16 protein-coding genes and 1 tRNA gene are annotated in these 22,907 nt (G+C 74.0%); 11 read left to right on the top strand and 6 right to left on the bottom strand.

Annotated features, from left to right (window positions below; genetic code table 11):
* Window positions 1–144: 144 nt before the first annotated feature.
* Both AC2A1K_RS09050 and AC2A1K_RS09045 read right to left on the bottom strand, forming a co-directional pair.
* Window positions 145–229 (bottom strand) — tRNA-Ser (locus tag AC2A1K_RS09050).
* Window positions 230–250: 21 nt separating this feature from the next.
* Window positions 251–718, bottom strand: coding sequence for a MarR family winged helix-turn-helix transcriptional regulator (locus AC2A1K_RS09045; RefSeq protein WP_483895988.1), 468 nt, complete (start codon window positions 716–718; stop codon window positions 251–253).
* Window positions 719–797: 79 nt separating this feature from the next.
* On the opposite strand from AC2A1K_RS09045, the gene AC2A1K_RS09040 reads away from it, so the two are divergent.
* A complete protein-coding gene (locus AC2A1K_RS09040) occupies window positions 798–1,808 on the top strand; it encodes an NAD(P)H-quinone oxidoreductase (RefSeq protein ID WP_483895987.1) in 1,011 nt (336 codons plus the stop codon).
* A gap of 153 nt (window positions 1,809–1,961) precedes the next feature.
* Here AC2A1K_RS09040 and AC2A1K_RS09035 read toward each other — a convergent pair whose 3' ends face one another.
* Entirely contained in the window at window positions 1,962–3,179 is a 1,218-nt protein-coding gene (locus tag AC2A1K_RS09035) for a cysteine desulfurase-like protein (RefSeq protein ID WP_483895986.1), read from the bottom strand.
* A gap of 118 nt (window positions 3,180–3,297) precedes the next feature.
* Between AC2A1K_RS09035 and AC2A1K_RS09030 the strand changes: the two genes are divergently transcribed.
* The 5 genes from AC2A1K_RS09030 (at window position 3,298) to AC2A1K_RS09010 (ending at window position 10,235) form a co-directional block, all read left to right on the top strand.
* Window positions 3,298–3,852, top strand: a complete 555-nt coding sequence (locus tag AC2A1K_RS09030; protein WP_483895985.1) for a bacterial proteasome activator family protein — start codon at window positions 3,298–3,300, stop codon at window positions 3,850–3,852.
* A gap of 70 nt (window positions 3,853–3,922) precedes the next feature.
* Complete coding sequence (gene wzm, locus AC2A1K_RS09025) at window positions 3,923–4,861, top strand: galactan export ABC transporter permease subunit Wzm/RfbD (RefSeq protein WP_483895984.1); 939 nt, start codon at window positions 3,923–3,925, stop codon at window positions 4,859–4,861.
* Between the two features lie 22 nt (window positions 4,862–4,883).
* On the top strand, window positions 4,884–5,681 hold the full coding sequence (gene wzt / locus AC2A1K_RS09020) for a galactan export ABC transporter ATP-binding subunit Wzt/RfbE (protein ID WP_483895983.1): 798 nt from the start codon (window positions 4,884–4,886) through the stop codon (window positions 5,679–5,681).
* Complete coding sequence (glfT1, locus tag AC2A1K_RS09015) at window positions 5,678–6,580, top strand: galactofuranosyltransferase GlfT1 (RefSeq protein WP_483895982.1); 903 nt, start codon at window positions 5,678–5,680, stop codon at window positions 6,578–6,580. Before wzt ends, glfT1 begins: the two co-directional genes overlap by 4 nt.
* Before the next feature lie 85 nt (window positions 6,581–6,665).
* On the top strand, window positions 6,666–10,235 hold the full coding sequence (locus tag AC2A1K_RS09010) for an arabinosyltransferase domain-containing protein (protein WP_483895981.1): 3,570 nt from the start codon (window positions 6,666–6,668) through the stop codon (window positions 10,233–10,235).
* Window positions 10,236–10,299: 64 nt separating this feature from the next.
* On the opposite strand, the gene AC2A1K_RS09005 is transcribed toward AC2A1K_RS09010, so the two are convergent.
* Window positions 10,300–11,277, bottom strand: coding sequence for a glycosyltransferase family 4 protein (locus AC2A1K_RS09005; protein WP_483895980.1), 978 nt, complete (start codon window positions 11,275–11,277; stop codon window positions 10,300–10,302).
* A 54-nt stretch (window positions 11,278–11,331) separates the two neighbouring features.
* Window positions 11,332–11,760, bottom strand: coding sequence for a GtrA family protein (locus AC2A1K_RS09000; RefSeq protein WP_483895979.1), 429 nt, complete (start codon window positions 11,758–11,760; stop codon window positions 11,332–11,334).
* 111 nt (window positions 11,761–11,871) lie between these two features.
* Here AC2A1K_RS09000 and AC2A1K_RS08995 point away from each other — a divergent pair, with 111 nt between their 5' ends.
* From AC2A1K_RS08995 to dprE2, 4 genes are read left to right on the top strand one after another with little or no spacing between them, the layout of a single operon-like run.
* Window positions 11,872–15,045, top strand: a complete 3,174-nt coding sequence (locus AC2A1K_RS08995) for an arabinosyltransferase domain-containing protein (RefSeq protein WP_483895978.1) — start codon at window positions 11,872–11,874, stop codon at window positions 15,043–15,045.
* Complete coding sequence (locus AC2A1K_RS08990; RefSeq protein ID WP_483895977.1) at window positions 15,029–18,061, top strand: arabinosyltransferase domain-containing protein; 3,033 nt, start codon at window positions 15,029–15,031, stop codon at window positions 18,059–18,061. The genes AC2A1K_RS08995 and AC2A1K_RS08990 overlap by 17 nt, the downstream gene beginning before the upstream one ends.
* A gap of 11 nt (window positions 18,062–18,072) precedes the next feature.
* Entirely contained in the window at window positions 18,073–19,446 is a 1,374-nt protein-coding gene (gene dprE1, locus AC2A1K_RS08985; protein ID WP_483895976.1) for a decaprenylphosphoryl-beta-D-ribose oxidase, read from the top strand.
* An 8-nt stretch (window positions 19,447–19,454) separates the two neighbouring features.
* Complete coding sequence (dprE2, locus tag AC2A1K_RS08980) at window positions 19,455–20,201, top strand: decaprenylphospho-beta-D-erythro-pentofuranosid-2-ulose 2-reductase (protein WP_483895975.1); 747 nt, start codon at window positions 19,455–19,457, stop codon at window positions 20,199–20,201.
* Between the two features lie 206 nt (window positions 20,202–20,407).
* On the opposite strand, the gene AC2A1K_RS08975 is transcribed toward dprE2, so the two are convergent.
* Window positions 20,408–21,901, bottom strand: coding sequence for an acyltransferase family protein (locus AC2A1K_RS08975; protein WP_483895974.1), 1,494 nt, complete (start codon window positions 21,899–21,901; stop codon window positions 20,408–20,410).
* A gap of 342 nt (window positions 21,902–22,243) precedes the next feature.
* On the opposite strand from AC2A1K_RS08975, the gene AC2A1K_RS08970 reads away from it, so the two are divergent.
* A complete protein-coding gene (locus AC2A1K_RS08970; protein WP_483895973.1) occupies window positions 22,244–22,798 on the top strand; it encodes a GNAT family N-acetyltransferase in 555 nt (184 codons plus the stop codon).
* Window positions 22,799–22,907: the final 109 nt, after the last annotated feature.

Here is a 22,907-nt window from a genome sequence, read left to right as displayed (position 1 = left end):
CGTCACCGAGCCCATCCGGCGAGACATAGCCAGCCGGGTCGGTGGCCTGCTCTGGGAGTCCGAGTGAGACCAGAACTGAGACCACAGGGCCTGCCCCGAGGCGACCACCTCGACGGCGACCGAGATAACACCTGGTCACAGGAGCGGAAGCGGGGGGATTCGAACCCCCGGTCCCTCGCGGGACGTCCGCTTTCAAGGCGGATGCAATCGGCCGCTCTGCCACGCTTCCGCGCGTCAGGGTAAGCGTCGGTCAGGAGTCGGCGCGCAGCTTGGTCGCGACGCGCTCGAACACGTCGCCGATCACCTTGCGCTCGTGCTCGTCGAGCAGGTCGACGAAGTGGGCGCGCACGCCCTCGAGGTGGTCGGGTGCCGCGCGCTGAAGCACGGCGAAGCCGTGCTCGGTGAGGACCGCGAAGACTCCCCGCCCGTCGGAGGGGCAGAGCTCGCGGCGCACGAGGTCGTCGGCCTCGAGGCGGGACACCTGGTGGGAGAGCCGCGACTTCGACGCGACGACCTCCTCGGCGAGCAGGCTCATCCGCATCCGGTGGTCGGTCTGCTCGGAGAGGCGCACGAGGATCTCGTAGTCGGCCAGCGAGAGCCCGTGGGTGTCGGACAGCTCGCGGTTGAGCCGGCCCGCGAGGAGGGCCTGACCCACGATGTAGCTCCGCCACGCGTGCCACTCGACGGGGTCGAGCCAGCGCGGCTCCTGCTCGGCCATCACCCCACGATAGTGCCGCAGGACGTACTCGCGGTACGAAACGCGCGGGGACCGGCGTCCGCCGATAGCGTGCGGCGCCGTGTACGCCATCAGTATCCGCGAGTCCGGCGGCCCCGAGGTCCTCGAGTGGGTCGAGCACCCCGACCCGGAGCCCGGCTCCGGCGAGGTCCTCGTCGACGTCGTCGCGACGGCGGTCAACCGCGCCGACGTGATGCAGCGTCAGGGCATGTACCCGCCGCCGCCCGGGGCGTCGGAGGTCCCCGGCCTGGAGTGCTCGGGGCGGATCACGGCGCTCGGCGCGGGCGTCTCCGGGTGGTCGGTCGGCGACGAGGTGTGCGCGCTGCTGGCCGGCGGTGGCTACGCCGAGAAGGTCGTCGTCCCGGCACCGCAGCTCCTTCCGGTGCCGAAGGGCGTCTCGCTGGTGGACGCGGGCGGCCTGCCCGAGGTCGCCTGCACGGTCTGGTCGAACCTCGCGATGACCGGGCACCTCGGCGCGGGCGAGACGGTGCTCGTGCACGGCGGGTCCGGGGGGATCGGCACCCATGCGATCCAGGTCGGCAAGGCCATGGGCGCGCGCGTGCTCGCGACCGCGGGCTCCTCCGAGCGCCTGCAGACCTGCCTCGACCTCGGCGCCGACGTCGCCATCGACTACCACGACGACCTGCCCGCCGAGGTCGCGAGCGCGACCGACGACCGCGGCGTCGACGTCATCCTCGACAACATGGGCGGCTCGACGCTCAAGGCGAACCTCGCCTCGCTCGCCACCGGCGGCCGGCTCGTGATCATCGGACTGATGGGCGGACCGAAGACCGAGATCAACCTGGCCACACTGCTCACCCGGCGCCTGAGCGTCGGCGCCACGAACCTGCGCGGGCGCCCGGTCGAGGGTCCCGACGGCAAGGGCGCGATCGTCGCCGCGGTGCGCGAGGACCTGTGGCCGCTCGTCGAGCAGGGCGCGGTCCGGCCCGTGGTGGACCGGTACGTCCCGGTCGCCCAGGCGTCGCGCGCGCACGCGGCGCTCGACGAGGGCGGCGTCGTCGGGAAGCTCGTGCTCGTCGTGCGTGACCAGGACGGGGTGCTGGGCGGCTGACCACCCCTGCGCGGGGAGAACGCCGGCCACGGCGTGTCGCGCATCGAGGATTTGGCGATCCTGGCGTCAGACGCCAGCGATGCCGCATCGCTGGTACAGGCTGGTACAGGCTGGTACAGGCTGGTACAGGCTGGTCAGGGGCACGGCGCGGCCTCAGAGGCGGGCGAGGGCGCTCACGAGGGTGTCGATCTCGTTGCGCGTCGTGTAGTACGCGAGACCCACGCGCACGACGCCGCCGACCTCGGCGCCGCCGAGGACTTCCAGCGCGCCGCTGTCGCCGGTGTCGGTGACGACGCAGACGCCGTGCTCGGCGACGCGTTCGGCCACCTCGCGGGCGGTGCGCCCGGCGACGGTGAAGGCGACGACGGGGATCCGGCGCGGAGGCTCGCCGATGACCATGACGCCGGGCAGGAAGCGCAGCTCCGCGACGAGGTACGCGGTGAGCTCGTCCTGGTGGCTGCGGACCGAGCTCATCGAGGTGAGCACGCGGTCGCGGCGGGGGCCGTCGGCGTTGTCGTCGAGGTCGGCGAGGTAGTCGATCGACGCGACGAGGCCGGCGAGCAGGGCGTACGGGGCGTCGCCGATCTCGAGGCGCTCGGGCCCCTTCGCCGACACGTCGAGCGACGCCGCGGGCAGGCGGTCGAGCAGCTCGGGGTTCCGGAACACCAGCGCCCCGACCGGCGGCCCGCCCCAGGCGCTCGCGGAGAGCACCATGATGTCGGCGCCCATGGTGTCGAGGTCCAGCGGCAGGAACGGCGCGGCGGCGGTGGCGTCGACGACCATCAGCGGCTCGACGCCGGCGCCGTACTGCGGCAGCGCGTGCACCTTGCGGGCGATGGCGGCGACCTCGGTACGCGTGCCGATCGCCGGGCACGCGGCGGTGACGGTGACGACGCGCGTGCGGTCGCCGAGCAGGTCGTCGAACTGCCAGCTCGGCAGCTCGCAGGTCTCGACGTCGATCTCGGCGGTGCGCAGCCGCCCGCCGGAGCGCTGGGCCGCGCGGTGCCAGGGGGCGACGTTCGCGGAGTCGTCGAGGCGGGAGACGACGACCTCGTCACCGAGGGCCCATCCGGCGCTCAGGGAGTCGGCGAGACGCTCGAGCAGCGGGGCCGGGCCGGGACCGAGTACGACGCCCTTGGGGTCGGCGCCCACGAGGTCGGCGACCGCGCGCCGCGCGGCCTCGATGATGGCCCCGCCGCGCTGCGAGGCCGGGAACACCCCACCGGGGCGGGAGACCGGCGCGCGCAGCGCCGAGGAGACGGCGGTGGCGACCTGTTCGGGCACCTGCATGCCCGTCGGGCCGTCGAGGTGCGCCCACCCGTCACCCAGGGCGGGCACCAGGCCGCGGACCCTAGCGACGTCGAACGCCATGCCGGCGAGGGTACGGAGCGACATACCGGGCAGCGACGGCGGTCAGCTCAGCCGACGGCAGCAGGCGGTGGGCGGGCGCCGGACGGGCGCCCGGTACCGCCGGGTGGAGGATGGACGTATGAGCGAGACCCCCAGCCCCGGTGACCAGGTCATGATCGTCGGACCCGACGGGCAACCGGTCGGCACCGTCCGGGTCCCCGGCGACGGTCAGGACCCCGCCGAGGCCCCCGCCACCACCGGTGAGGAGAGCACCGACGACTCGGGCACGGGCGTCGAGGAGCCGGCGAAGGTCATGCGCATCGGCATGATGATCAAGCAGCTTCTCGAGGAGGTCCGCGGCACCGACCTGGACGACGCGAGCCGCGGCCGGCTGCGCGCGATCCACGCCTCGTCGCTGCGCGAGCTCGAGTCGGCGCTCTCGCCCGACCTGCGCGAGGAGCTCGAGCGGCTCGTCGAGCCGTTCGCCGCCGACGAGCCCCCGTCGACGGGCGAGCTGCGGATCGCCCAGGCGCAGCTCGTCGGCTGGCTCGAGGGCCTGTTCCACGGCATCCAGACCGCGCTGGTCGCCCAGCAGATGGCCGCGAAGGTGCAGCTCGAGCAGATGCGCCGGGGCCTGCCGGCCGGCTCCGGCGGGTCCGGCGGCGGCCACGACACGACCGGCCAATACCTGTGAGCGGCGCGGCGCCGGGGACCGCGAGCCGGTCCGCGAGGAGCGACCCCCCGCGCAGGTAGGCTCACCCGTCGTGGCCGTCCCAGCACTCGCGCGCCAGGACGCCGACGATCCGGCGCCCGTGGAGAACGCGCCGTCCCCGCGCAGCTGGGGCCGCGCGTTCGGGGACATCCGGGCCGGGATCGCCCAGCGCGAGCTGTGGGGCCACCTCGGCTGGCAGGACATCAAGCAGCGCTACCGCCGCTCGGTGATCGGGCCGCTCTGGATCACGATCAGCATGGCCGTCACCGCGGCGGCGCTCGGCGGCCTGTACTCCCAGCTGTTCGGTCAGCCCATCGGCACGTTCATGCCGTACGTGACCGTCGGCTTCATGATCTGGTACTTCATCAGCGCCTGTGTGCTGGAGGGCACCGAGACCTTCATCTCGAACGAGGGCCTCATCCGCTTCCTGCCGGCGCCGCTGATGATCTACGTCTTCCGCACGGTGTGGCGGCAGATCCTGTTCTTCGCCCACAACGTCGTCGTCTACCTCATCGTGCTGGCGGTCTTCTTCCAGCAGCTCGACGAGCCGTACACGATGGTCCGGAACAACCCGCACGCGATCACCCATCCCGGCCTGAGCTGGTGGGCGCTGATGGCGATCCCGGCCTTCGTGCTGATCGTCGTCAACGGCCTGTGGGTGACGCTGCTGTTCGGCATCATCTCGGCGCGCTTCCGGGACATCCCGCCGGTGGTCGGCAGCTTCATGCAGCTGTTCTTCACGATGACGCCGATCATCTGGACCACCGACCTGCTGGCCGGCCCGGACGACGGCAGCCCCCGGGCGATCATCGCGATCCTCGCGAAGCTGAACCCCTTCTACCACTTCATCGAGATCTTCCGGGCCCCGCTCGTGGGCCAGGTCCAGAGCTGGACGCACTGGGCGGTCGCCGGCGGGATCACCGTGGTCGGCTGGACGCTCGCACTGATCGCCCTGCGCAATTACCGCTCCCGCGTCGCGTACTGGGTGTGAGCGCAGCCATGGAGAAGATCTGATGGTCAGCATCGAGGTCCGCGGGGCCTGCGTCGAGTTCCCGATCTTCGACGCCAAGAACCGGTCGCTGAAGAAGTCGGTCCTCGGACGCGCCGGCGGGCGGATCAGCGAGCAGAAGGTCCCCGTGGTGGAGGCCCTGCGCGACGTCGACCTCTCGTTGAGCGAGGGCGCCCGCGTGGGGCTCGTCGGGCACAACGGGGCCGGCAAGTCGACGCTGCTGCGCCTGCTCGCCGGCATCTACGAGCCGACGCGCGGACGGGCGAGCATCCGGGGGCGGGTGGCCCCCGTCTTCGACCTCGCCGTCGGTATGGACCCCGAGATCTCCGGCTACGAGAACATCATCATCCGCGGCCTGTTCCTCGGCATGAACCGGCGCGAGATGGAGCGCCGGGTCGACGAGATCGCCGAGTTCACCGAGCTCGGCGACTACCTCAACATGCCGCTGCGCACGTACTCCACCGGCATGCGCGTGCGCCTCGCGCTCGGCGTCGTCACCTCGATCGACCCCGAGATCCTCATCCTCGACGAGGGCATCGGCGCGGTCGACGCGGCGTTCCTCGAGAAGGCCCGCGACCGCCTGCGCGACCTCGTCGGGCGCTCCGGGATGCTCGTGTTCGCGTCGCACTCCGACGAGTTCCTCGTCGAGCTGTGCGACACGGCGATCTGGATGGACGGCGGCGAGATCCGCGAGCAGGGACCGCTGCGCGACGTGGTCAGCCACTACAAGGGCCGCGACGTGTTCGAGAACCTCAGCCAGGAGACGCTCGAGCGCCTCGGGCAGGCGAACGCCGCGGGATGAGCGACACCGAGACCGTCACCGCGGTCGTCGTCACCCGGCATCGGGCGGACCTCCTGGTCGACGGGCTCGGGGTGATCGCCGCGCAGACCCGCAGGCCGGACCACCTCGTCGTCGTCGACAACGGTCCCGACGACGACACCCGGGCGGTCGTCGAGAACTGCGGGCTGCCCGTCACCTACCTGCCGTCGCACCACAATCTGGGCGGCGCCGGCGGCTACGCGCTCGGCATGCTGACCGCACTGGCCCGCGGCACGGACTGGCTCTGGCTGGCCGACGACGACGGGCGCCCGGCCGACGAGCACGTGCTGGCGACCCTGCTCGACGTCGCGCGGCGGCGGGGGCTCGCCGAGGTCTCGCCGGTGATCGCCGACATCGCCGACCCCGACCGGCTGGCGTTCCCGCTGCGCCAGGGCGTGCGCTGGATGCGGCGCCGCAGCGAGCTCGCGGCCTACGGTGACGACGAGGTCATGCCCGGCATCGCGCACCTGTTCAACGGCGCGCTGTTCCGCGCCGACACCCTCGACGTCGTCGGCGTCCCGGACCTGCGGCTGTTCGTGCGCGGCGACGAGGTCGAGGTGCACCGCAGGCTCGCCCGCTCCGGGCTGCCCTACGGCATCTGCCTGACCACCGCGTACCTGCACCCGGACGGGTCGGCGGAGTTCAAGCCGATGCTCGGCGGGCGCCTGCACGCCCAGGACCCCGGGGACGCCGCCAAGCGCTACTACACCTACCGCAACCGCGGGTACCTGCTCGCCCAGCCGGGCCTGCGGAAGTTCGGGGCGATCGAGCACCTGCGCTTCGCCTGGTACTTCCTCGTCTCCCGCCGCGACCCGGCGGCGTTGCGCGAGTGGCTCGCACTGGTACGGCTCGGCCGTCGGGAACGTTTCCTGCGCCGCTAGGGGCCGTCTCCTCGTCGCCGGGGGACGACCGTGGCGGATCCCCACCTCACGGAGCCCTCCGGCCCGCCGACTAGCCTCTCCCGGCGTGCTGACCTCGGAACAGTCCGTCAGCCCGGACCGCCCGGGCGCGGGGGTGTCCGAGACCCCGGACGGGGGACGCCCGTCCCGTGGGCCCCGGTGGCTCCGCCTGCTCGCGGTCGGTCTCGGGCTGCTCGGGACCGGGCTCGCCCTGCTGTTCCCGTTCCTGCCGGTCGTGCAGGACACCTCGACGATCACGTGGCCCAGCGCCACCACCGGCACCCGTCCGGTGGACGCCCCGTTGGTGGCCTACCGGCCCGAGACCATGAGCGTCACCGTGCCGTGCCGGGCGATCCAGGACCTCGACGCGCGCACGAGTCCGGCGGCGACCGTCCTGTCGACGTACCCGCCGCTGTCCGAGCCGGGCGCGCAGGTCGGCATGCGCCTGACCGTCGAGAACGGCCAGCTCGTCCTCAACGACCGCGGCCAGCAGATGGCGAACGCGACGGTGCCGCCCGGCGACTGCACGGTGCGGATCGTGTCGGACGCCGGCTCGACCCTCGTCGACCTCGGCATCGGCCAGGAGATCCGGCTGCCGTTCGACGCCCGCCCGCAGGTCGTCGGCATCTACTCCGACCTCGACGACGCCCAGGACGACGTCGCGGGCGTATCGGTGTCGATCACGCCGGACACGCGGTTCGAGACCTCGCCGACGACGCTCAAGGTGCTCGCCGGCGTCCTCGCGGTGCTCGCGGTCGCGGGCGGGGTCTGGGCGCTGCACGCCCTCGACGTGCGCGCCGGGCGCCGCGCCCCGCGCCTGGCGCCGAAACGCTGGTGGTGGCCCACCGGCCGGGACCTGGTGGTCACCGCCGTCCTGGGGGTCTGGGCCCTCATCGGCAGCCAGACCTCCGACGACGGCTACATCCTGGGCATCGCGCGCGCCCGGGAGTCGGCGGGCTACATCGGCAACTACTACCGGTGGTTCAACGTCCCCGAGGCGCCCTTCGGCTGGTTCTACGAGCTCTACGCCCAGTGGATACGCATCGACGACTCGGTGCTCTGGTTACGAGTGCCCTCGCTGGCGATGGGGATCGTGTCCTGGATCCTCATCAGCCGCGAGATGCTGCCGCGCCTCGGGCAACAGGTGCGCCGGTCGAAGGCGGCGGCGTGGGCCGCGGCGATGGTGTTCCTCGCGTTCTGGCTGCCCTACAACAACGGCCTGCGCCCCGAGCCCGTCGTGGTCATCTCGGCGCTCCTCGCGTTCTGCGCGGTGGAGCGCGGCGTCGCGACCCGGCGGCTCGCCCCGGTCGCGCTCGGCCTGCTCACCGCGGCGTTCGCCGTCGCCGCGACGCCGACCGGGTTGATCGCCGTCGCCCCGTTCCTCGCCGCGGCGCGCCCGCTGTGGCGCCTGGTCGTCGAGCGGGTGCGGTTCAGCGGCTGGCTCGCCGTGCTCGCCCCCGTCACGGCGGCCGGGCTGCTCGTACTCGTCGCGATCTACGCCGACCAGACCTGGTCCGCGGTGTGGGAGGCGACCCGCCTGCGCACGTTGCTCGGCCCGAACTGGAGCTGGTTCCAGGAGGTCGTGCGTTACCAGTCGCTGTTCGGCACGGCGGCCGACGGCTCGATGGCCCGCCGCTTCCCGGTGCTGCTGCTGATCCTCGGGATCGTCGTGTGCATCGTGGTGCTGCTGCGCCGCGACAAGATCGCCGGCGCCGCACTCGGTCCGTCCCAGCGGCTCATCGGCTCGTCGGTGATCGCGTTCATGGTGCTCGCGCTGACCCCGACGAAGTGGACCCACCACTTCGGCGCGTTCGCGGCGCTCGGCGCCGGCATGGCCGCGCTGACGGCGCTCGCGACCTCGGCCGATGTCCTGCGCTCGCGGCGCAACCGCCTGCTGTTCCTGGCCGCGCTGTTCGCCACCTTCGCGCTCGCGGCCACCGGCCCGAACACCTGGTGGTACACGAACAACTGGGGCGTGCCGTTCAACGGCGGCCCGCCGGACTGGAACGGGTGGCCGTTCGAGCCCTTCCTCGCCGAGCCGCTGCCGATCTACTCGCTGTGCCTGGGCGTCTCGGTGATCCTGCTGATCGTCGCGGGGATCGTGCACGTCCGCGGCGCGCCGCCCGGGCAGGAGCCCCCCGGGCCGATCTCGGAGCAGCCGTCGGCCGCCTCCGCCGCGGTGGGCGCCGCGCTCGCCCGCCCGCGCGAGGCGATCGGCAGGCTCCGGCAGGCCTGGGGTGGCTCGACCGTGGAGCGCCGGGCCCGGGCCCTGCGCGTCGGCTCGGCGCCGATCGCCCTGGTCTGTGCCGGGCTGCTGGCGTTCCAGATGATCTCGATGACCGACGGCATCGAGGCCCAGGAGGGCAGCTTCTCGCTCGGCGGCGACGTCCTCGAGCACCCCTTCGGCGGCTCCTGCGGGCTCGCCGACGCCGTGCGCGTCGAGGGCTCCACGCTGGCCGGGGTGCTGCCCGCCGCGCCCGCCCCGACCGGGCTGGCGGCCTCGGCGCCCGGCGTGCTGCCCACCGTCGCGCCGCCGACCCCGACGACGACCCCCGGTTCGGGCACCACCGACGGCGCCTCGGGCTCCTCGAGCAGCGGCGCGAGCGGCAGCACCGACGGCGGCGGCACGACCACCACGACGCCGCCGACCACGTCCACCACGCCGGGGAGCGGGTCGTCGACCAGCCAGACGCCCGCCCCGCTGCCCGCGAACACCATCCCGGCGTCCGCCCCGGACGCCCAGCTCGTCGAACCGCAGCCGTTCAACAACGGCTTCTCCCGCGCCGGGGCCAGCCCGCCGGTGGGCGGCGGCACCGGGGTGTCGGGCTTCGAGTACTCGCTGCGCAACGGCCTCGCCGACCAGGCGCTCGGCTCCTACGACGCCAACGGCACGGGCACCGGCGTCCTGCGCACCGACTGGTACTCGCTCAACGACGACCTGCGCAGCGGCACGACGCCGCTGGTCCTCACCGTCGCCGGGCGCCTCAACGGCGGGAACTTCCTCACCCTCCAGTACGCCGACCGTCTCCCCGACGGCCGCGTGCGGGTCCTCGGCCAGCAGCCCGTCGACGACGGCCGCTTCGGCGAACCGGGCTGGCGGGAGATCCGCATGAACCTCGCGGGCGGGCTCGGCGCCCAGGCCGACGAGGTGCGCCTCATCGCCCAGGACCGTGCGCTCGGCCCCGACGGCTGGCTCGCGATCGCGCCGATGCGCGGCCCGCAGCTCGTGCCGCTGACCGAGATCCTCGGCCCGGAGAACCCGGGCTACCTCGAGTGGCCCGTGCAGTTCGCGAGTCCGTGCCTGCGGCCGTTCGAGGTGCGCGACGGCATCGCCGAGGTCGCGCGCTACCGGCTCATCGCCGACGCGAGCCAGCTGCGTCCCGGTGGCGTCAACTGGTCGTCGGCCAACGCCGGCGGGCCGCTGGGGTGGATCGAGATCCTGGAGCGCCGGACCGAACTGCCGACCTATCTCCAGGGCCAGCCCTGGCGCGACTGGGGCATCATCGAGCGCCTCGACCCGTACGTCCCGGACGCCGCCGCGCCGACCGTGACCCACGGCCAGCGCACGGTGTGGGGGACGTTCACCCCCGGCCCCATCGGCGATCCACCGCCCGGCACACCGTCGCCGTCGCGCTAGCGGGCACGCCTGTTGCAGCGAACGCGCTGTTCGCTGCCTCTAGGCGCGCGAAGTCCCCGTTCGCTCAGCGGGCGAGGGCGCACGTCGCGCGCCACCAGGCCACGACGTCGCTCTTCGTGTGCCCGCGACGGCCCGGGGCGGGCGTCGCCGTGCTCTCCATCGCGCGGCGCAGGCCGTCAGCGAGGCTCTGCGCGTCGCCGGGGGTCGTGAGCTCGACGAGCGGGTGGTCGCGCAGGTCGTCGGCGAGGCCGGTCTCGGTCGTCGTCACCACCCGACAACCGTGCGTCAGGCCCTCGACCAGCGGCAGCCCGATCTGCTCGCGCCACCCGGGTCGCCGCACCGACGGCATGGCGACGACCGCGCTCGAGCGCAGCAACTCGTGCACCGTCGCCCGGGGTGGAGCCACCGTCACCGAGACGCCCGGCGGCAGCGGCTCGTGCTCGGCGGCTCCGCTCGGGTCGGCCACCACGAGTCGCCATCCGCGCGGCGCCGCGCCGGCCAGCTCCCAGGCGCGCATCAGGACACCGAAGCCCTTGCGCTCGCTCGGCGTGCCCAGGAACAGCACGGTGGGCTCGCGGGGCGTCGTGCTCTCGGGGCACACGGTGCAGTCGTCGAGCCGCGGGGTCAGGACCGTGTGCCGCGTGCGGCGCAGCGACCGGCCGAACGCCCGCCGGTAGTTCTCGTAGGCGCCGGTCGTCCCGAACACCACCGTGTCCAGCGCCAGGAGCGAGACGCCGAGTGCCAGGCGGGCGGGGCGGCGCAGGCGGTCGCGGGCGTCGAGGTTCTCGATGGCGTACGTCGCGACCGCCACCCGCCGGCGGCGCACCACGCGCATGGCCTTCGCCACCGCGATGTAGCGCAGGGCCCGCACCCACTCGCCGACCCAGAGCGGCTCGGCGACCTCGAGGATCTCCAGGTCGGGGTCGCGCAGCGCCCGGAGCAGCCGTCCCCAGCTGAACGGCGCCACGCCCGGTGCCGCGAGCAGGGCGTCGTCGGCGTCATCGCGACGGGAGGTGTGGAGCAGCGCCTGCCCCGGCGGCATCGTCTCGACGACCGAGCTCCGGAGGTCCGGGACGATCCGCAGGGTGTGCAGGGGTCAGTCGCGGAAGATCACGGTGCGCATGACGACGAAGTTGATCGTCGTCGCGCAGGCCTGGGCGAGGAACCAGGACAGGAACCCGGCGAGGACACCCGGGTTGACCGACGGCGCGTCCATGAGGTGCAGCACGAGCGCGGCGACGCCGACGTTGACCGCGAACGTCGAGCCGTAGAGCACGACGAAGCCCAGGAACTTCCCGGCGCCCCCGGACGAGGACGCGAACGTGAAGCGGCGGTTGAGCAGATAGGCCGTCGTGGTGCCGAGGATGAACGACACCGCCTTGGCCAGCGGGGCCCAGACACCGAGCGCGAGCAGGGCGGCGTAGACGCCGAGATCGACGCCCGCGGCAACGGCACCGATCGCGACGAAACGGACGATCTGGTCCTTGAGGCCCAGGCGTGCGGGACGCTCGTCCGTCTCGGTCATGGGTCGAGGGTACGAGGGGCACGAAGCGCGGCGGAGCCGCCCCCACCGGGACGAGCCGACCCGGCGACCTCCTCGGGATGTCGCGCAGGGGCGTCGATATCGTCGCCACCCATGGCCGTGGTGGCAGCGCAGGAGGGCCGGGCCGACCCGGCTCCCGGCCCGGCCCACGACGAGTCGGCCGACCCGCCCCGGCGTGGTGGTTCGCGCGCCGCGGGCTGGTGGCTCGCGGCGCTCGGAGCGATCACGGTGCTGCTGGGCCTGGCGATCCCGCTGGCCCCGGTGGTCGCCGACGATCCCGTCGTCACCTGGCCGAAGGCCGGGCAGCCCGCGACGTCGACGAGCCTGCCGCTGACGCCGTACCGCCCGTTGTCGCTGACCGCCGACGTCCCGTGCGCGGCGCTGCGTCCGGGCGGCGACGCCCTGCGCACCCAGCCGGAGTCGGCCGGCGCGCCCGGCCGGGGCCTGACCGTGGCCACCGGCGGCGGGCGGGTCGTCGTCACCAGCTCGGGCGACACCCTGGTCTCCGAGGTCCTCCCCCTCGGCGACTGCACCTACCGGGTCGTCGCCGACCAGCAGGGCACCCGGGTCGAGCGCGACGGCCCTGAGGGCCGACAGGTGCTTGCGGAACGACCCGGGGCGCTGGTGCCGCAGGTCGCCGAGCTCGCCACGGACGCCCCGGGCACCCCGGGCCTGGCCGCGACCGTGCACACCGACGACCGCTACTCCTCGGTGCCGAGCGGGCTGAAGACGACGCTGCTCGTGCTCCACGCCCTCGCGCTCGTCGCGACGATCTGGATGGCGACGCGACGATGGCGCGGGCGCGGTGCCGGCCTGGAGCGGCCACGGCTCCATCCGGCGGACGCCGTCGTCGGCCTCGTCTCGGCGGCCTGGGTGGTGCTCGGGCCGCTGCAGAACGACGATTCGTGGTACCTGCTGATGGCCCGCAACGCGGGGCCGACGGGCTACATCGGCAACCAGATCTACATGTTCAACACGACGGAGAACCCGTTCGTGTTCTCGCAGTACCTCTTCGCCCTGTGGGGCCAGCTCGGCACGGCGATCGGGCTGCCGGGGTGGGGTCTGCTCTGGATGCGCCTGCTCCCGCTGCTGCTCGGGCTGCTGACGTGGGTGCTGCTCCGGGTGCTGCTGGCGACGATCCTCGGCCGCGGGGGACGCCTGCCCGGGGTCGCGTGGGCGCTGCTGGTCGCCCATCTCGCCTGGTGGCTGCCGTACGGGATGGCGCTGCGCCCCGAGATCGTCATCGTCCCGATCTCCGCAGCGGTGCTCGTGCTCGCGGAGGTCGCCCGGCGCCGCGAGGCGGTCGGCCCACTGGTGCCGGCGACGGCTCTGGCGGCGCTCGCGGTCACCGTGTCGCCCTCGGGCCTGGTCGCGGCCGCGCCGGTGGTGGTCGCGCTGCCGTGGCTGTGGCGCTGGCTCGCGTCCCGCGGGTGGCGCTCGCGGCTCGGCGCGGCGGGGGCGGTGATCGCCGCCGGCACCATCGCTCTCCCGATCGGCTTCGGCGACGCCACCCTCGGCGACGTCATCGAGGCCACCGACGTCCACAGCTGGTACTACCTGACGTTCCCCTGGTACGAGGAGTGGGCCCACTACCGGACCCTCATCGAGACCGGGACATGGGGACGCCGCCTGCCGGTGCTGCTCACCGTGGTGCTGCTCGTCGTCGTGTCGATCGGCAGCGGCCGGGGCGGGCGCGGTCCCGCCGCCGGGCGGGTGCGCGACGCGACGCTCGGCGCCGCCGTCACCGTCGCCGTCGCCCTCGGCCTGCTCGCGCTGGGGCCGACCAAGTGGGTCAACCACTTCGGGGCCATCGAGGCGCCGGCGACCGTGCTGCTGGCCCTGACCCTGCTGCGCTCGCCGCTGCCCCGCAGCGCCGGGGCGCTGGCGACCGGCGCGTCCGTCGTCCTCATCAGCGGCGCGACCGTGCTCGGGTTCGCCGGGCCCAACACCTGGAAGCCCTACAGCGACCGCGGGCAGCCGTTCGGGGACCACCTCGACACCGACATCTCGATGCTCGACCTCGAGAACTTCGCGCCGCACTGGGGCGAGTTCTACCTGCGCGACGTGTGGTGGTGGCTGATCCTCGCCGCGGTCGCCGGGCTGTGGCTGGCCTGGCGGCGACGCCGCAAGGCCCGCACGTTCGGCGTGACCCCGGAACGCGCCGTGCTCGTCGTCGCCACCGGTGCGCTGGTCGGGCTCATGGTCGGGGTCATGCTCGTCGCGCCGCTCAACCAGGGCGCCGGGTGGACGATCGCCGGCAGCCAGATGCAGGCCCTCACGGGGCGCGGCTGCGGGCTGGGCGAGGCCGCGACGGTGATGGCGCGGACCGGGTCGGACGTCGGGTCGCCCACCACACCGGAGACCCGCACCGGGGACTTCGCGCTCGCCGCCGACGACCCGTCCCCGGTGCCCGCGCCCGGCTCCGGGGCGATGTGGCACGACGAAGTCGAGCTGCCGCCGGGTGCCGACCCGACCAGCTCGCCGGGAGGCGTCACCGGTCTCGGGTCGCTGACCACCGGCTGGTACCCGCTGCCGGCCGTCGACCCGGCGGCCCAGGGCTCGCCGTCCCACGTGATCGTCCCGGTCGCCGGGAACGAGCCGGACCGCCAGCGGATCGTCGTGCAGTTCGCCTCGGGCGATCCGCGCGCGCCGCTCGAGGCGGAGTCCGTCGCCGTCACCCCGGCGCCCGGCTTCACCGCGCGGCAGTGGCAGGAGATCCCCGTGCCGCTGCCGGGCAGCAGGCCCACGGCGGTGCGGCTGGTCGTGGAGGACCGGGTCGCCGGCCCCGACAGCTCGCTCGCCGTCGCGGCGCCGCACCTGGCCCGGATGCAGCCCGTCATGAACCTCGCGACCGCCGAGGACCGGCCGTCCGAGCAGGTGGCGGGCGGGGCCTTCGCCGACCAGCTCTCGGCCGTCCTCTGGCCGTGCATCGACCAGGTCGCCGTCAAGCACGGCATCGCGCCGACCCCGACCCTGCGCCTCGTCGCCGCCGAGAACACCCCGGAGTTCATCCTGACGAATTCGACCTACGAGTCCTGGGGCGGCACGATGGTCCAGTCGGAGCGCACGTGGGCCACGGTCCGCCCGTTCTCGGCCCTGCCGGACGGCGGCGTGCCCGTTCTGCCGTGGGGCAACGTCGACCGGATCGTCTACGACCACCCCACCGACGGCTACGACCTGCGCGTCGACCAGGTGACGCGGGGCGGACTCGAGCGGTTCGCGACGCTCGCGTCGGAGGCCTACTCCGGACGTGAGTATCTCGGCTGAGCCGGGGGCGCGGGCTGCTCCTCCGCGCCCCAGCCTGCTGCTGGCCTCGGCGGTCCTGACGCTGCTGTGCGCGATCGCCTTCCCGCTGGCCCCGGTCGTCCAGCCGGTGGTGACGTTCACGTGGCCCCAGGGAGCACCGGCCGCCTCGCTGCCGCTCATGCCCTACCAACCGGTGCGCCTCGACGCCTCGGTGAGCTGCGCGGCGCTGGCCGCGACGCCGCCCGGCGCGGCCACGCTGGCCACCACCCCGCCCGGCACGCCGCCGGCCCCGGTCGGCGGGCTGGCGGTCCGCCCCGGGCCCGACGGCGTCGTCGTGAGCAGCAACGGCACGACGCTCGCCGTGGTCGCGCCGCCGCCGGGGCCGTGCGCGCTGACGGTGGCGTCGGACCCTCGTGGCACGTCGGTGGCTCTCGACGGGCAGGTCGTGGCGCTGCGGGAGGGGGACGTGCGGCCGGTGGTCGCCGCCCTGATCGCCGGCACGCCGGGCACCGAGGGGCTGTCGCTGTCGCTGCAGACCGACACGCGGTTCCAGACGACGCCGTCGGTGGTCAAGGACCTGCTCGGGATCGGGGTCCTGCTGGGGCTCGCGGGGATGGTGGTCGCGGTGTGGCGGCGGGACGGACGCCGCTGCGGCGGTTGTCGTCGTCCTCGCCCGCGGCCCGTCGACGGGGTGGTGGCCCTCGGCCTCGCGGGGTGGGCGGTGGTCGGCCCGGCGACGGTGGACGACGGCTACATCGCCGGCATCCTGCGCCATCGCGGCGAGAGCGGGTTCACCGGCAACGTCTACCGCTGGCTCAACGCCCCCGAGGCGCCGTTCAGCTGGTTCTACGAGGTGACGCGGGCGTGGGCGTCGCTCGCACCGGGGCCCACGGCCTCGGTGCTGTGGCTCCGGGTGCCCGCCACCGTGCTGGGCCTGCTGCTCTGGGTGCTCCTGCGCCGCCACGCCCTGCCCCGCCTCGGCCCGGCGCTGCGCCGGCCGGCGGCGACGTGGGTGGCGGCCGCCGCGTTCTTCGCGTGGTGGGCCCCGTTCGGCCTCTCGCTGCGCCCGGAACCGTGGCTCGCGCTCGGCGTGCTCGCGGTGTGGGTGTGCACGGAGCGGGCCGTCGCCACGCGCGCGCTGCTGCCCCTGCTCGCGGCGGCGGTGCTCGCGGGATTCACCGTGGCGCTGACGCCGGGCGCGCTGCTGGGGCTGGCGCCGCTGCTCGTGGCGCTGCCGGCACTGTCGGTCTCCGAGGTCCGTGAGGGCTGGACGCGCGTGCTGGTCGTCGTGGCCGGGCTCGCGGTCGCGGTGCTGCCGATGGCCGCCGACCAGTCGTTCGCCGGGCTGCTCGAGGCGACGCGTGTGCGCCAGCTCATCGGCGGCGGGCAGCCGTGGTGGGAGGAGCTCGAGCGCTACACCCACCTCGTCACGCCGGGAGACGTGCAGGGCGGGATCGGGGCGCGGCTCGCGGTCCTGCTCACGCTGCTCGCGCTCGCCGCGGTGGCCTGGTCGCTGCTCGTGGCCCGGGTGCGCGCCGGCGTCGCCGTCGGGCCGGCGCGGCGCCTGCTGGTCGTCGCCGCCCTGGCTCCGGTGCTGCTGATCGTCAGTCCCACGAAGTGGACGCTGCACTTCGGCGAGCTCATGGGCGTCGGGACCGTCCTGCTGACGGTGTTCGTGCTGCTGTGGTCGCCGCGGGTGGTGGCGCTGTGGGCCCGGCTGCGCGGGACGGCGCTCGTGGTCGTGCTCGGATCGTTCGGGCTGGTCACGACCCTGGTGCTCATCGGCTACAACCAGTGGGCCTACGCCGCGGCGTGGGGCGTGTTCTGGAACGACATCCCGCCGCAGGTCGCGCGGACCCCTCTCGGCGACATCGTCTGGCCGGTGACGATCGCGGGCACGCTCGTGCTGGCCGTGCTCGTGGCGGTGCGGGGTCGGCTGCCGGTGCGGGTGGCCCGTGCCCTGGCGCCGGGGGCGCTGGCGATCGTCCTGGTCGTCGCGGTCGTCGCCCTGCAGGGCGGCTCGTTCCTCAAGGTCACCGCCGACCGTCTCGGGACCTACAGCTACGGCTCGGACTCCCTGGCCGCCCTGCGCGGCGACCCGTGCGGGATGACGTCGGACCTCGCCGTCGAGACCGATCCGCGCGCGGGTCTCCTGGGTGTCAGCGACGTGGCGTCGCAGACGTCGGGTGTCCGTCACGGCACGTCGCTGCCATCCGGGCCCCGCTTCACGCCCACCCGCCCGGCGGTGCCGCTGACCGTCGGCGGCATCGACCTGCCCGGGTGGGCCGCTCCGGCGGGTGTCGCCGACGGGCCGGCCCAGCTGCGCTCGGACTGGTTCGCGCTGCCCCCCGAGGCGCAGCGCCGCGAGGCACCGGTCGTCGTGGCGGCGAGCGGCAGCCTCGAGCGTGGCTCCGTCGCGCTCGAGTTCGCGGGGTCGGACGGCACGACCGTCACCGAGACCCCCGCCGGCTCGATGGCCGGCACCGCGCCGCGCGACCTGCGGGCGCTCGCGCCGGAGGGGTCGACCCTCGTCCGTGTGCTGGCGACGAGCGCAGCGCGCGAGGCCGACGAGGCCCGGGTCGCCTCGCCGGCCGGCGCGTCACCGGACCTGCCGCTCGCGATCAGCGTCCCGCGCGTCCCGCGGACGGTCCCGTTCCACGACGTCGTCCCGCCCGGCAGCACGGCGCTCGTCGACTGGCCGGTCGCGTTCGCGTTCGGCTGCCTGCGCCCGCCGCCGCTCACGAGCGGCACCGCGGGCGTCCCGCCGTGGCGCGTCACGCCGCCCGGGCTCTCCGACGCGGGCGAGATCGCGGTCTCGCCGACCACCGGCGGGCCGTTCCTCACCCCGCGGCTGCTCGTCGAGGAGATTCGCCTGCCGGTGTACCTCGACGGCGACCCGACCCGCGACGCCGTGGGCCTCGCCCGGTGGGTGCCGCGCCTTCCGCTGGCGACCCTGTCGCCGCAGGTCGGGGAGCAGACGGTCGCCGGCTGGAGCAGGACGGGACGCGCGGGCGTCCCCGTTCTGGACACCCCCTAGACTCGCTCGGGATGTCGCGCACCCAGAAGACGCTCGCCGGGTGGGCCCGCACCGCCCCGTCGCGGGCCACCGTGCTCACCGGCGACGAGGTCGTCTCCACCGACCGGCTCGCCGAGGCGATCGCCGGGGCGGGTGAGCGCGGCGTCGTCGCCCGCGGGCTCGGCCGCTCCTACGGCGACCCGGCCCAGAACGCCGGTGGACTTGTCCTCGACATGACGGCTCGCGACCGGATCCACAGCCTCGACGCCGAGGCGGGGCTGGCCGACGTCGACGCGGGGGTCTCGCTCGACCACCTTCTACGTACCTCGACGCAGCTCGGACTGTGGGTGCCGGTGCTGCCGGGCACACGTCAGGTCACGATCGGCGGCGCCATCGCCAACGACATCCACGGCAAGAACCACCACACGGCGGGCAGCTTCGGCGACCATGTCGTGTCGATGGACCTGATGCTGGCGTCCGGCGAGGTCCGTCGCCTCGAGCCCGAGGGCCCGGAGTCCGAGCTGTTCTGGGCCACCGTCGGCGGCGTCGGGCTGACCGGAGTCATCCTGCGTGCCACGATTCGCATGAAGCGCATCGAGACCACGTACTTCGTCGTCGACACCGACCGCACCGAGAACCTCGACGAGACCATCGAGTTGTTCAAGAACGGGTCCGACGACAGCTACGACTACTCGATGGCGTGGTTCGACTCGATCTCGACCGATGCCCGGCTCGGGCGCGCGGTGTTCTCTCGGGGATCGCTCGCCCGCCGGGACGAGCTGCCCGCCAAGCTGCGGAAGGACCCGTTGCGGTTCGATGCCCCACAGCTGCTGACCTTCCCCGACGTGTTCCCGAACGGGTTGGCCAACAAGTTGACGTTCGGCGCGTTGGGCGAGATCTGGTATCGGAAGGCCCCCCGCAGCGCTCGCGGCCAGATTCAGAACATCACGGCCTTCTACCACATTCTCGACATGTTCGGGGACTGGAACCGAGCGTACGGCAGCAATGGTTTCCTCCAGTATCAGTTCATCGTTCCGTTCGACGCCGAGAACGAGTTCAAGTCGATCGTGCGCGAGATCGCCGAGTCCGGCCACGTGTCGTTCCTCAACGTGATGAAGCGTTTCGGCGAGGGCAACCGCGCGCCGCTGTCCTTCCCCATGCCGGGTTGGAACATCTGCGTCGACTTCCCGATCGTCGACGGGCTCGGGGCGTTCTGCCGGTCCCTCGACGAGCGCGTGCTGGCCATGGGCGGGCGCCTCTACACCGCCAAGGACTCGCGCACCGACCCCGACACCTTCGCCGCCATGTATCCGCGGCTGGACGAGTGGCGCAAGGTCCGCGACGCCGCCGACCCCGACGGGGTGTTCGCGTCCGACATGTCGCGCCGTCTCCGGCTCACCCGCTGAGGAGTTCCATGATCGACGCCGTCGGCCACCCGTCGTCCCTGCTGCTGCTGGGCGGCACCTCGGAGATCGGTCTCGCGACCGCCGAGAAGTACCTCGAGGGCGGCCCGGTGCGGGTCGTGCTCGCCGGGCGCCAGTCGCCGCGTCTCGCCGACGCCGCCGCGCGCCTCACCCGTGCCGGTGCGACGGTCGAGTTCGACGCGCGCGACGCCGCCGTGCACACCGAGGCCGTCCGCAAGGCGTTCGCCGGCGGGGACATCGACGTCGCGCTCGTCGCGTTCGGCGTGCTCGGCGACCAGGAGAAGGCCTGGCAGGACGTCGACGCCGCCGTCGAGCTCGCCGAGGTCAACTACGTCGCCGCCGTCTCGGTGGGCGTCGCCCTGTCCGCCGAGTTCCGCCGCCAGGGCCACGGGCACCTGGTCGCCCTCTCGTCGGTCGCCGCCGAGCGGGCGCGCCGGTCGAACTTCGTCTACGGCTCGACGAAGGCCGGGCTCGACGCGTTCTACACCGGCCTGACCGAGGCGCTGCGCGGCGAGGGCATCGGCGTCACCGTCGTGCGGCCCGGCTTCGTGCACACGAAGATGACCGAGGGCATGGACGCCGCCCCGCTGTCGACGACGCCCGAGGCGGTCGCCGACGTGATCGTGTCGTCGGTGAGCTCCGGCAAGGAGCAGGCCTGGGCGCCGGCGCAGATGCGGCTGGTCATGTCGGTCCTGCGCCACATCCCGCGCCCGATCTTCCGGCGCTTGCCGGTCTGAGGCGCCCGGTCTCTCCGACCGGGCACCTTCGGTCGGAGACCGGCGAGGGACGCCCTCGGCCGGAACGCGGGTCCCGCGAGCAGCACGTTCGGCAGGTCGCCGGGCAGCCCGATCATGAGCGACGCGCCGGCGCGCATCTCGTCGTGGGACGAACGAACGGCGCCTTCGCTGCGTCGTGGCAGCGAAGGCGCCGTTCGTTCCTCGGCTCAGGCGGCGACCGGGGCCGGCCGGGCGGCGTGGCTACCCCCACGCCGCCCGACCCCCCGACGACCGGAGGGCGGGGTGACCTCCGGACGGCGGGTCTCGGCGGCGTCGCGGCGCGCGCTGCCCCGGCGCCGCGACGGGTCCCGGTCCTTCATCCACGCCTGCCCCGGCTCCTCCACGTAGCGGTACGCGAGGTGCGCGAGCACCAGCGACGCCACGACGAGGTGCGGCACGAGCAGCGCGGCCGCCGCCGTGTCCGGGGCGAGGGCGGGGATGCGGGTCATGGCGACGAGCGCCATCTCGATGAGCGGGAAGTGCACGAGGTAGAGCGCGTAGGAGACGCGACCGCCGTGGCGCAGACGCGGGGTCCCGAGGGCGCGGGCCGCCGGGCCGTCGGTGAGCGCCAGCGCGCCGAGCACGACGGGCAGCAGCGGCGCAGCGAGGTAGATGCGGGCGTCGGCCCCGAACGCGGCGGTCGGGGGCGCGGTGGCGGCCCAGTAGACGACGAGCAGCACCTCGCCGATCGCGAGCAGCAGCAGCCGGTGTGCCCAGCGCGACACCGTTCGGGTGCGGGGCACGCGGCGCACGACCAGCCACGTCAGCACCCCGGCGGTGAAGCCGGCGGCGAGCCGCACCGCCCAGAAGCCCTCCCACGCGCCGTGGAGGGCGCCGTGCACGGCGAACGCGACCGTCGGGGTCGCGGCGAGTACGGCGAGAGCGGCGAGCACCGCCCGCGGCTTGCCGCGTAGCAGCCAGGCGCCGCCGGCGAGCAGCGGGAAGGCCAGGTACGCGGCCCATTCGGCGCTGATCGACCACGCCGGCAGGACGAACGAGACCCCGTCGATGCCCTCGGAGGTCCACATCTGCGTCATGGTCAGCTGGCGCAGCCAGCTCAGGGGGTCCAGGCCGGGCTGGGTGCCCTGCCACGTGATCACACCGTCGCTCCCCAGGACGGCGCGCGCGGCGCACCACAGCCCGGCCAGGACCACGACGACCGCGTAGAGCGGCCACACCCGGGCCAGTCGCGCCCAGACGAACCCCAACGCCTGGCGCGGGCCCGGCGCCCCTCGCCAGCGGTCCAGGTAGGACCGGGCGAGCAGGAAACCGGAGAGGGCGAAGAAGAGGTCGACACCGAGCGGCCCGGCGGCCACGAGCGGCGCGACCGGAGCGAACCACTCCGCGTAGCCGGTGACGGGCAGGTAGCTGACGTGGTGCAGCAGCACCCACACCGCCGCCACGGCCCGCAGGCCGGTCAGGGCCGGAATCTCGACGGTCGCGGGACGGGACGGCGTCCGCGCGGCCGTCGGGAACCCGGCCGGCGTGGCCGGCTGCTCGACGGTCCGCGCCGCCTCCTCGACGGTCCTGATCGGCGCCGCCGGGTGAGGCGCGGCGGTGCCGCGCGGGACGGGGATCGGCCGGATGCCCGGCACGCTCGTCCGGATGCGGTCGCCGCGGTCGTCCGGCTCGCCGTGGTCCTGCCCCACCACCGTCCGCACCGCGCCTCCCCGACGTCGCCGACAGATTGGCGGATGCCAACCCTCGATCCCGACAACGGCGCCGAGTGGCGGTGTGTTGATACTCCGATCGGTGGACTGGGGAGGCGGGCCGTTCGATCCGGGAGTGACGACTCGGCGAGCGATCGCTCTCCGTCACCATTGCACGAACGGAGCAGTCACCGGCGAGTGGTGGTGGCACCGGGTCGAGGGTCGGCGACAGGAGGAGCCCCACCGAACACTCGATGATCTCGTGAAGCCGACGTGATGCCAGCACCTGCCCGGTCGGAGAGGATCGCCGTACCGAGTGTTTGCCCGTTGCCACTTCTGTGCAACAGTGCCGACATGACCTTGGCCGTCGCGCCACCCGTCGTCCGCGCCGCGCAGCGCGCGGACCTCCCGGCCGTCGCACTGCACATGCGCGCGATGCTCGAGCGCGAGCTCGGCGGTTACGACCCGCGGCTACACGCCGACGTCGACGACCTCGCCGGCACCTACCTCGGTGTGGCGGGCACGCGGCTGTTCGTCTGCCGCGTCGAGGGCTCCGACGGCCCTGCGCTCGCCGGCACCGCGTCGGTGCGGGCGGGCGGGCCCAAGCCGCAGTTCGTGCCCTCGTGGCTCGCCCAGCGCTACGCCGGGCGGCGCGTCGGGCAGATCTGCCGGGTCTGGGTCGACCCCGAGCACCGGCGCCTCGGCGTCGGACGGATGCTCGCCGTCGAGGCGGCGCGCTGGGCGCTCGCCCACGGCTACGACCCGATCTGCCTGCACACCAACGCCTCGGTGCCCGGGGCTCTCGCGTTCTGGACGAGCTTCCCCGGCGCGACACTGATCCACGACGCGCGCCCGGACCCCTGGTCGACGGTGCATTTCGAGATCGACCCGGCGGCCCTCGCCGCCTGAGCGGCTCCGGGGCGATCGCGGTGTTCCAGCCCCACGGTCGTTCCGACGGTGGACGTCGGCGTGATCGCCCGGCCGGCCTCTCCCGCGCGCCGGGCGCGCTCGCGGCGTG

The organism is Actinomycetospora sp. 2LY8.5 (genome assembly GCF_057180585.1).
Note: the sequence above shows the minus strand (reverse complement) of the source record. Positions and strands in the feature narration are given on the sequence as shown.

Coding starts and splice junctions, on each gene's coding strand:
- dprE2 (WP_483895975.1), top strand. CDS start 19,455: ATGATCGACGCCGTCGGCCACCCGTCGTCCCTGCTGCTGCTGGGCGGC.
- AC2A1K_RS09030 (WP_483895985.1), top strand. CDS start 3,298: ATGAGCGAGACCCCCAGCCCCGGTGACCAGGTCATGATCGTCGGACCC.
- AC2A1K_RS09045 (WP_483895988.1), bottom strand. CDS start 718: ATGGCCGAGCAGGAGCCGCGCTGGCTCGACCCCGTCGAGTGGCACGCG.
- AC2A1K_RS08995 (WP_483895978.1), top strand. CDS start 11,872: ATGGCCGTGGTGGCAGCGCAGGAGGGCCGGGCCGACCCGGCTCCCGGC.
- AC2A1K_RS09005 (WP_483895980.1), bottom strand. CDS start 11,277: ATGCCGCCGGGGCAGGCGCTGCTCCACACCTCCCGTCGCGATGACGCC.
- wzt (WP_483895983.1), top strand. CDS start 4,884: ATGGTCAGCATCGAGGTCCGCGGGGCCTGCGTCGAGTTCCCGATCTTC.
- AC2A1K_RS09000 (WP_483895979.1), bottom strand. CDS start 11,760: ATGACCGAGACGGACGAGCGTCCCGCACGCCTGGGCCTCAAGGACCAG.
- dprE1 (WP_483895976.1), top strand. CDS start 18,073: ATGTCGCGCACCCAGAAGACGCTCGCCGGGTGGGCCCGCACCGCCCCG.
- glfT1 (WP_483895982.1), top strand. CDS start 5,678: ATGAGCGACACCGAGACCGTCACCGCGGTCGTCGTCACCCGGCATCGG.
- AC2A1K_RS09035 (WP_483895986.1), bottom strand. CDS start 3,179: ATGGCGTTCGACGTCGCTAGGGTCCGCGGCCTGGTGCCCGCCCTGGGT.
- AC2A1K_RS08970 (WP_483895973.1), top strand. CDS start 22,244: ATGACCTTGGCCGTCGCGCCACCCGTCGTCCGCGCCGCGCAGCGCGCG.